Genomic DNA, 7,671 nt, shown 5'->3' on the forward strand with positions numbered 1-7,671 from the left:
GGGGGGCGGTGGTGGCGGAGGCGGTGGTAACTGCGTTTTGTACAGCGGCGAATCATCGGGCTCAACGTAGTACACGTCTGCGGTACTCGCCAGATAGCGGTCACCGCTTTCGAGTGACGTCGTGATGAGCACCTCTGTGCGCGTCGGCCCGCCTGCGGCAGATCCGTCGATGGCGTATTGCGTGAGGTCCGTCACCGCGCCAAGGGTGGCAACGCCCGCCAGCATCGACCCGACGCCCTGGCGGAACAGATACCAGTCTCGCGCCACACCGACGCCCAGCGCCAGACGCGTCCAGGGCATGGGCCCCCAGGTTTGCACGCGAGCATTGTGCTGGACCACCTGGGTCTCAAACGTGAGGGTGACCGCCGTGGGTTGTGTGGACAAAACGACCCCGCGATCCAGCAGGCGCGTGATGAGCAGCTTGCGAAAGCCGTTGTTGAAACTGGTGTCGCCAGGGCTCGGCGCCAGGTAGATAGGGTACTCGCCGGCTGGCCAGGCACCGATCTTGCCCGCGATGCGGCCCGCCACGTCGTCGGCCAACACATCCCAGTGGTGCACGGCGCGCGCTTTCTTCTGGTCGGTGGCTGGATAGTTGTCGGCACGCGGAACATCCAGCGACGAGCATCCGCCCAGCAACACCGCCAGTGCTGCCATCGCGAACACGCGCCCACGGAGGGAGTGTTGAGGATTCATGCGCACACGCCCCTTGTCATGTTGTGATGCCGTCCAATTGCATCGCATCATCCTAATGGCCTCAGCAAAGCACCATCGCGGGAACAAACCCCGTTTTCCGTCGCACTTTGCCAACGCCGCCGGCGTTGGGATGGCCACCTACAAAGCCCGTACCCGGCCTGCCGCACAATCCGCGCATGACCGCGCCCTCTGCTGCTCCTTCCGCACCCACCAGCCCAACGACAGCCGCCGTTGACGATGGCAGCCCCGACCAAGCGGTGACCAGCCAGGTCGCAGCAGATGCCAGCCACACTCCAATCGCCGACGCGCACGCAGACGCACCCACAGTCCCTGCGCCTCCGGTTTCAGCACCAGCGCCTCACGCGCCCCTCATGCTCCACATGCCTGTGGACGTGCGCAACCTCTCCCTCGCCCTGCTGGCACTGTTCGCCAGCGTGGCGCTGCTGCACTGGGCCAGTGCGGTGTTCATCCCGATCATGCTGAGCCTGCTGCTGACCATTGCACTCCGGCCAGCGGTGGAGATGATGGCCCGGTGGCATGTGCCGCGGGCGCTGGGGGCGGGCTTGTTGCTGGTGGCCATCGTGGCCGGGCTGGCCAGCACGGCCTGGTCGCTGAGTGACGGGGCGGCCCAACTGGTGGACTCGGTTCCTGTCGCCGCCAAGAAGGTCCGCGACAACCTCAAGGCACGCGCTGGTGGCAGCAGTCCGCTGGACACTGTGCAGAAGGCGGCCACCCAGATCGAGCAGGCCGCCAACGAAAACAGCGCCAGCAGCGCAGCGCCCCGCCGGGGCGTGCAGCGGGTGATCGTGGAGCGCCCGCCCTTCAACATCCGCGACTACCTCTGGAGCGGCACCATGGGCCTGATGTCGGCGCTGGGGCAGCTGATGGTGGTGGTGTTCCTGACCTATTTTGCCCTCGCCTCGGGCAACCTGTTCCGGGACAAGCTGCTGCGCATTGCGGGCACCAGCCTGGAGCGGCGCAAGGTCACCATCCATGTGCTGCAAGACATCACCCAGCAGATACAGCGTTATCTGCTGCTGCAGGTGTTCACCAGCGTGCTGGTCGGCCTGGCCACCGGCGCGGCCTATTGGGCATTGGGGCTGGAAAACGCCGCCGTATGGGGCGTGGTGGCCGCCGTGCTCAACCTCGCGCCGTACATCGGCTCGGCGCTGGTCACAGGGGCCTCGGCCCTGGTGGCTTTCTTGCAGTTTGGCACGCTCGACATGGCCATGGCCATTGGCGGTGCCTCGCTGGTCATCCACACGCTGATCGGCAACCTGCTGACCCCCTGGCTCACCAGCCGCACCAGCAGCATGAGCCCCGTGGCCGTGTTCATCAGCGTGCTGGCCTGGGGCTGGCTGTGGGGCCTGTGGGGACTGCTGCTGGGCATCCCGGTGATGATGGCCGTGAAGGCCGTGTGCGACCGGGTGGAAGACCTGAAGGCCGTGGGCGAGTTGCTGGGCGACTGAGCGACTTGGCCACCGAGCAACGCAGCGTCTGCCTCTGACGCCGTCACTGCGGCTCGGGCCGTCCGGATCTCCGCACCTTTCCACACGTGGACTTTGGCATCGCACCAGAGATGCAGCACCCCGAATTACCGAACACCATGGCGCAACTGCGCCACCCAACTGTCGTTGGCGATTGTTTCCAATACTGGAACAGTTAGTTCGCGACTGGGTGGTTTTTCCCTGAACACCATCGGCGTACAGTTCATCCCATCGATGAGCCGAACCCGCAAGGCGACTCACCGAACCCGGTTCAGAAATGGTTTTTGACCCGGCTTTTTTGAGACGCTTTTTAACTTTCAAGGATTTTCATCATGAACAAGACCGCCCGTTTCCTCTCCGTCGCTGCTGTTGCCGCTTTCGCCGCTTTTGGTGCCCATGCAGACGAAGCCGATGGCTCGCAATTTGCCTTGAAGTTCGACACGAACCGCACCCGCGCTGAAGTGGCTGCCGAAGCCGCTACCGTGGCACAAACACGCAGCATCGAGCCTGCTGGCTCGCGTGTGGTGACCTATAAATCCACCGCTGACCGTGCTGCCGTGCGTGCCCAGGCTGCCGAAGCCGTGCGCACCGGCCAGATCCCTTCGGGCGAATTCAGCGCCATGTAACCGCATGACCGATTGACGCAGTTGCGGGACTTCCCATGGTGGTGGCACTTCGCGCGGTGCGGATGCTGCTGCCATGGGAGGTGTTTTGGACACACAGTTCCACACTGGCCAAACAAACTGGGCTCCCATTGGGAGCCCTTTTTGTTGTGGGTGCCCGCGATAGCAGCAGGCTGGAAAGTGCGTGTTCGGACCGCTGTGCCCGCAGATCAACCCGTATTGCGCAGCCCCGCTGCAATCCCGTTGATGGAGATGTGGATCCCGGTCTGCACCCGCTCGTCGCCCTGCCCTGCGCGCCAGCGGCGCACCAGCTCGACCTGCAAGTGGTGCAGCGGATCGATGTACGGGAAGCGGTGCTTGATGGACCGCGCCAGCGCTGTGTTGTGCGTCAGGCGCTGCTTGTCGCCCGTGATGCGGGTGAGTGCATCGGCCGTGCGGTGCCACTCGGCCTCGATGCTGGTGAACACCTTTTTGCGTAGACGCGCGTCGGTCACGAGTTCGCTGTAGCGTGACGCCAGGGCCAGGTCGCTCTTGGCCAGCACCATGTCCATGTTGGACAGCAGCGTGCGGAAGAACGGCCACTGGCGGTACATCTTCTGCAGCAGCGCCAGCTGGGCCTTGGGGTCCTTGCCTTCGGTGTTGATGAAGGCTTCCACCGCCGAGCCAAAGCCGAACCAGCCGGGCAGCGTGAGGCGGCACTGGCCCCAGCTGAAGCCCCAGGGGATGGCGCGCAGGTCTTCGATCTTCTGGCTGGCCTTGCGGCTGGCAGGGCGCGAGCCGATGTTCAGCTCGGCGATCTCGCGGATGGGCGTGGAGTTGAAGAAGTAGTCGGTAAAGCCCGGGGTCTCGTACACCAGCGCACGGTAGCTGCCCATGCTGGCCAGCGAGAGCTGCGCAGCAGCATCCAAAAACGCCTTGGTGGCGGGCTTGGTGGGTTGCAGCAGAGTGGCTTCGAGCGTGGCGGCGACCAGAGTTTCCAGGTTGCGTCGGCCGATTTCGGGGTTGGCGTATTTCGAGGCAATGACCTCGCCCTGCTCCGTCAGACGGATCTGGCCGCGCACGGTGCCAGGGGGCTGCGCCAGGATGGCCTGGTAGCTCGGGCCACCGCCCCGGCCCACGGTGCCGCCCCGGCCATGGAACATGCGCAGCTGGATGCCGTGGGTTGTGGCAAGTTCATCGAAGAGTTCGACGAGGGCGATCTCGGCGCGGTACAGCTCCCAGTTGCTGGTGAAGATGCCGCCGTCTTTGTTGCTGTCGCTGTAGCCCAGCATGATGTCCTGCTCGCCACCGCTGCGCTGCACCAGGGCTGCCACGCCGGGCAGCGCATAGAACTCGCGCATGATGGGCGCGGCATTGCGCAGGTCTTCGATGGTTTCGAACAGCGGCACCACGATGAGGTGGTTCTTGGACTCGGTGTCCAAGGTCCCGTTCATCAGCCCCACTTCCTTTTGCAGCAGCAGCACCTCCAGCAGGTCGCTCACCGTTTCGGTGTGGCTGATGATGTAGTGGCGAATCGCCTCGTGCCCAAAGCGCTCGCGCATCACGCGGGCGGTTTCAAAAATGGCCAGCTCGCCTTGGGCATGGGCGGAATACTCGGCCCCCACCACGCGCAATGGGCGCGCGTCGTTCAGCAGCTTGATCAGCAGCGCGCGCTTGGCGGCCTCTTGCAGGTTGGCATAGTTGGGCTCGATACGGGCCTTGGCCAGCAGCTCGGCCACCACCTCTTCGTGCTTGTCGGAGCTTTGGCGCAGGTCCACCGTGGCCAGGTGGAAGCCAAACACTTGCACGGCGCGGATCAGCGGGTGCAGTCGCTCGGCAGCCAAGGCTTGGCCATGGTGGGACTGCAGCGAGGCCTCGATCACCCGAAGGTCGGCCAGGAACTCCTCGGCACTGGCATAGGCGTTTTGTGGCGCCACCGCATGGCGCGCGGCCTCGCCACCGGTCAGATCCTTGAGCGATGCGGCAAGGCGCGCGTAGATGCCGGTGAGGGCGCGGCGGTAGGGCTCGTCCACGCGGTGTTCGTTGGTGTCGGGCGAGCGCTGGGCCAGGGCCTCCATCTCGGCCGACACCTGCACCAGGCGGGCCGACAGCGACAGCTCGCCGCCCAGGTAGTGCACCTCGGTCAGGTAGTGGCGCAGGGCCACTTCGGCCTGGCGGCTGAGGGCATATTGCAAGGTCTGCGCGGTGACGTTGGGATTGCCGTCACGGTCGCCACCAATCCACTGGCCCATGCGCAAGAAGCTGTGCACAGGGTACTGGCCCAGCTCGTTTTCCAGGTCCGCATAGATCTTGGGGATCTCACGCAGAAAGGTGGCTTCGTAATAAGAAAGCGCGTTTTCGATCTCGTCAGCCACCGTGAGCTTGCTGTAGCGCAGCAGGCGCGTCTGCCACAACTGCGCCACGCGGGCCCGCAGCAGGGCTTCGTTGGCAGCCAGCTCGCGCGGGGTGAGCGCGTCCTTGGCACTGTTGTAGAGCTGGGCGCGCACCTGGATGTCGTCGCGCGTGGCCAGCAACTGGGCGATGTCGCGCTCGGCATCCAGAATGCTCTTGCGCTGCACCTCGGTGGGGTGGGCCGTGAGCACGGGGGCAACGTAGCTGCCCGCCAGCGTCTGCGAAATCGTCTTGGGCGCAATGCCAGCCCAGCGCAGGCGCGACAAGGCGACTTCGATGCTGCCCTCTTGCGTGTCGCCTGCGCGCTCGTGCACAGCGCGGCGGCGGATGTGGTGGCGGTCTTCGGCCAGGTTGGCGAGGTGGCTGAAATAGGTGAAGGCGCGGATCACGCTCACCGTCTGGTCGCCCGACAGGGACTTGAGCAGCTTCTTGAGCGCGCGGTCGGCCTCCTGGTCGGCGTCGCGGCGGAAGGCCACGGAGAGCTTGCGGACCTGCTCGACCAGCTCATAAGCCTCCACCCCCTCCTGCTCACGGATCACGTCGCCCAGAATGCGGCCCAGCAGGCGGATGTCATCAATCAGGGGCTGGTCCTTGTCGGATCGTTTCATGCAGGAGTCTCCGGGATGGGTGGGATGGCCTGGCGCGTTGAGCCCGCATGGCCGCAGGCCGCACCAGCCCCAGTGCGGGCGCATGCTAGCATCCTGCGCCGCTGAATAATTACAAACAGGTTACGAACTTGAGCCCCTCGCCCACGCCCCCCATCGTCATCGCCACGCGCGAAAGTCGCCTTGCACTGTGGCAGGCCGAGCATGTCAAAGCGCTGCTCGAAGCCCGTGGACACAGCGTGCAACTGCTGGGCATGACCACCAAGGGCGACCAGCTTCTGGACAAGTCCCTCAGCAAGGTGGGCGGCAAGGGCCTGTTTGTGAAAGAGCTGGAAGTGGCGCTGGAAGAAGGCCGCGCCCACATTGCCGTGCATTCGCTCAAGGACGTGCCCATGGAGCTGCCCGAGGGCTTTGCCCTGGCCTGCGTGATGGAGCGCGAAGACCCGCGCGATGCCTTTGTCTCCCCCCGCTACGAGAACCTGGACGCCCTGCCGCAGGGTGCCGTGGTGGGCACGTCGAGCCTGCGCCGCCAGGTGCTGCTGCAGGCTCTGCGGCCTGACCTGAAGATCGAGCCCCTGCGCGGCAACCTCGACACCCGTCTGCGCAAGCTGGACGAAGGCCAGTACGACGCCATCGTGCTGGCCGCCGCAGGCCTCAAGCGCCTGGGGCTGGAAGCCCGCATCCGCACCACGTTCGAGCCCAGCGCCATGCTGCCTGCTGCAGGCCAGGGCGCGCTGGGCATCGAGGTGCGCAGCGACCGGCAAGACCTGATCGAAGCGCTGGCACCGCTGGCCCACCAGACCACCTGGCTGACCGTGGCCGCCGAGCGCGCCGTGAGCCGCGCCATGGGGGGCAGCTGCTCGATGCCCTTGGCAGCGCACGGCACCTTCACCCAGGGCGTACTGCAGCTGGACGCCGCCTGGGGCGACCCCGAGGACAAAGCACCGCTGGTGCGCGCCCAGGCCTCTGCCCCGGTCACCACACTGGCGCAAGCGGAAGCACTGGGCGACGCGATTGCGCAGCGCCTGCGTGCTGGGGGTGCGCGCGGCGTCACCCCGGCCTAAGAGCCTGAGATGGGCACCTCAGCGCCCCGGGTCATCGTCACACGCCCTGCCCGCGAAGCGGCGCATTGGGTGGCGCAACTGGGCGCACACGGCATACAGGCTGTGGCGCTGCCCCTGATTGCGATTGGTCCCTGCACGGACGCTGCCCTGCAACAGGCGCTGGACTTGGCCCGCGCCAACATCGGCAACTACCGCGCCCTGATGTTTGTCAGCGGCAACGCCGTGGCGCACTTCTTTGAGTCAAATCACCCTGTAGCGCTGGATATTCATACCCTGGCAGCTACAAAAACAAGAGCATGGGCACCTGGCCCAGGTACCGCCCGCGCGCTGGAGCAGGCGGGCGTACCGCGCAGCGCCATCGATGAGCCCGCGCCCGACGCGCCGCAGTTCGACTCGGAAGCGCTGTGGCGCCAGGTGGCCCCCCAGGTGCGGCCTGGCGACCGCGTGCTGATCGTGCGCGGCCGCTCCGCCACACCCCAGGGCGCACACGAATCGCCCCAGGGCAATGGCCGCGAGTGGCTGGCCCAGCAGATCGAGGCGCAGGGCGGTCAGGTGGAATTTGTGGTGGCCTACCAACGCGGCGCGCCCCGCTTCACGGCGCAGGAGGTGGCGCTGGCACAACAGGCGGCGCACGATGGCTCCGTCTGGCTGCTGAGCAGTTCCGAGGCGGTGGCCCACCTGGCCGAGGCCCTGCCCGGCCAATACTGGGGCGCTGCACAGGCGCTGACCACCCACCCGCGCATCGCCGAAGCGGCCCACGCAGCGGGCTTTGGCACCGTGCGGGAATGCCGTCCGGCGCTGGAAGATG

General features: G+C 66.1%; 6 protein-coding genes. 4 read left to right on the top strand and 2 right to left on the bottom strand.

What is annotated here, in order from left to right; all coding sequences use genetic code 11:
* Positions 1-693, bottom strand: a 693-nt coding sequence (locus DBR23_RS09600) for a hypothetical protein (RefSeq protein WP_199227676.1), incomplete at its 3' end; no start/stop codon positions are given.
* Between the two features lie 371 nt (positions 694-1,064).
* On the opposite strand from DBR23_RS09600, the gene DBR23_RS09605 reads away from it, so the two are divergent.
* Positions 1,065-2,162: an AI-2E family transporter gene (locus DBR23_RS09605; RefSeq protein WP_099730923.1), complete on the top strand. Its 1,098-nt coding sequence runs from the start codon at positions 1,065-1,067 to the stop codon at positions 2,160-2,162.
* Positions 2,163-2,512: 350 nt separating this feature from the next.
* A complete protein-coding gene (locus tag DBR23_RS09610; protein WP_108498094.1) occupies positions 2,513-2,806 on the top strand; it encodes a DUF4148 domain-containing protein in 294 nt (97 codons plus the stop codon).
* A gap of 206 nt (positions 2,807-3,012) precedes the next feature.
* Here DBR23_RS09610 and ppc read toward each other — a convergent pair whose 3' ends face one another.
* A complete protein-coding gene (gene ppc, locus DBR23_RS09615) occupies positions 3,013-5,802 on the bottom strand; it encodes a phosphoenolpyruvate carboxylase (protein ID WP_108498095.1) in 2,790 nt (929 codons plus the stop codon).
* A 128-nt stretch (positions 5,803-5,930) separates the two neighbouring features.
* Between ppc and hemC the strand changes: the two genes are divergently transcribed.
* Together hemC and DBR23_RS09625 are read left to right on the top strand one after the other, a co-directional pair.
* Positions 5,931-6,863 (top strand): hydroxymethylbilane synthase, encoded by a 933-nt coding sequence (gene hemC, locus DBR23_RS09620; RefSeq protein ID WP_108498096.1) that lies wholly within the window; start codon positions 5,931-5,933, stop codon positions 6,861-6,863.
* A gap of 9 nt (positions 6,864-6,872) precedes the next feature.
* On the top strand, positions 6,873-7,671 hold a 799-nt coding region (locus DBR23_RS09625), incomplete at its 3' end, for a uroporphyrinogen-III synthase (protein ID WP_108498097.1).

The sequence above is a fragment of the Acidovorax sp. HMWF018 genome (assembly GCF_003061035.1).
Lineage (GTDB): Bacteria > Pseudomonadota > Gammaproteobacteria > Burkholderiales > Burkholderiaceae_C > Acidovorax > Acidovorax delafieldii.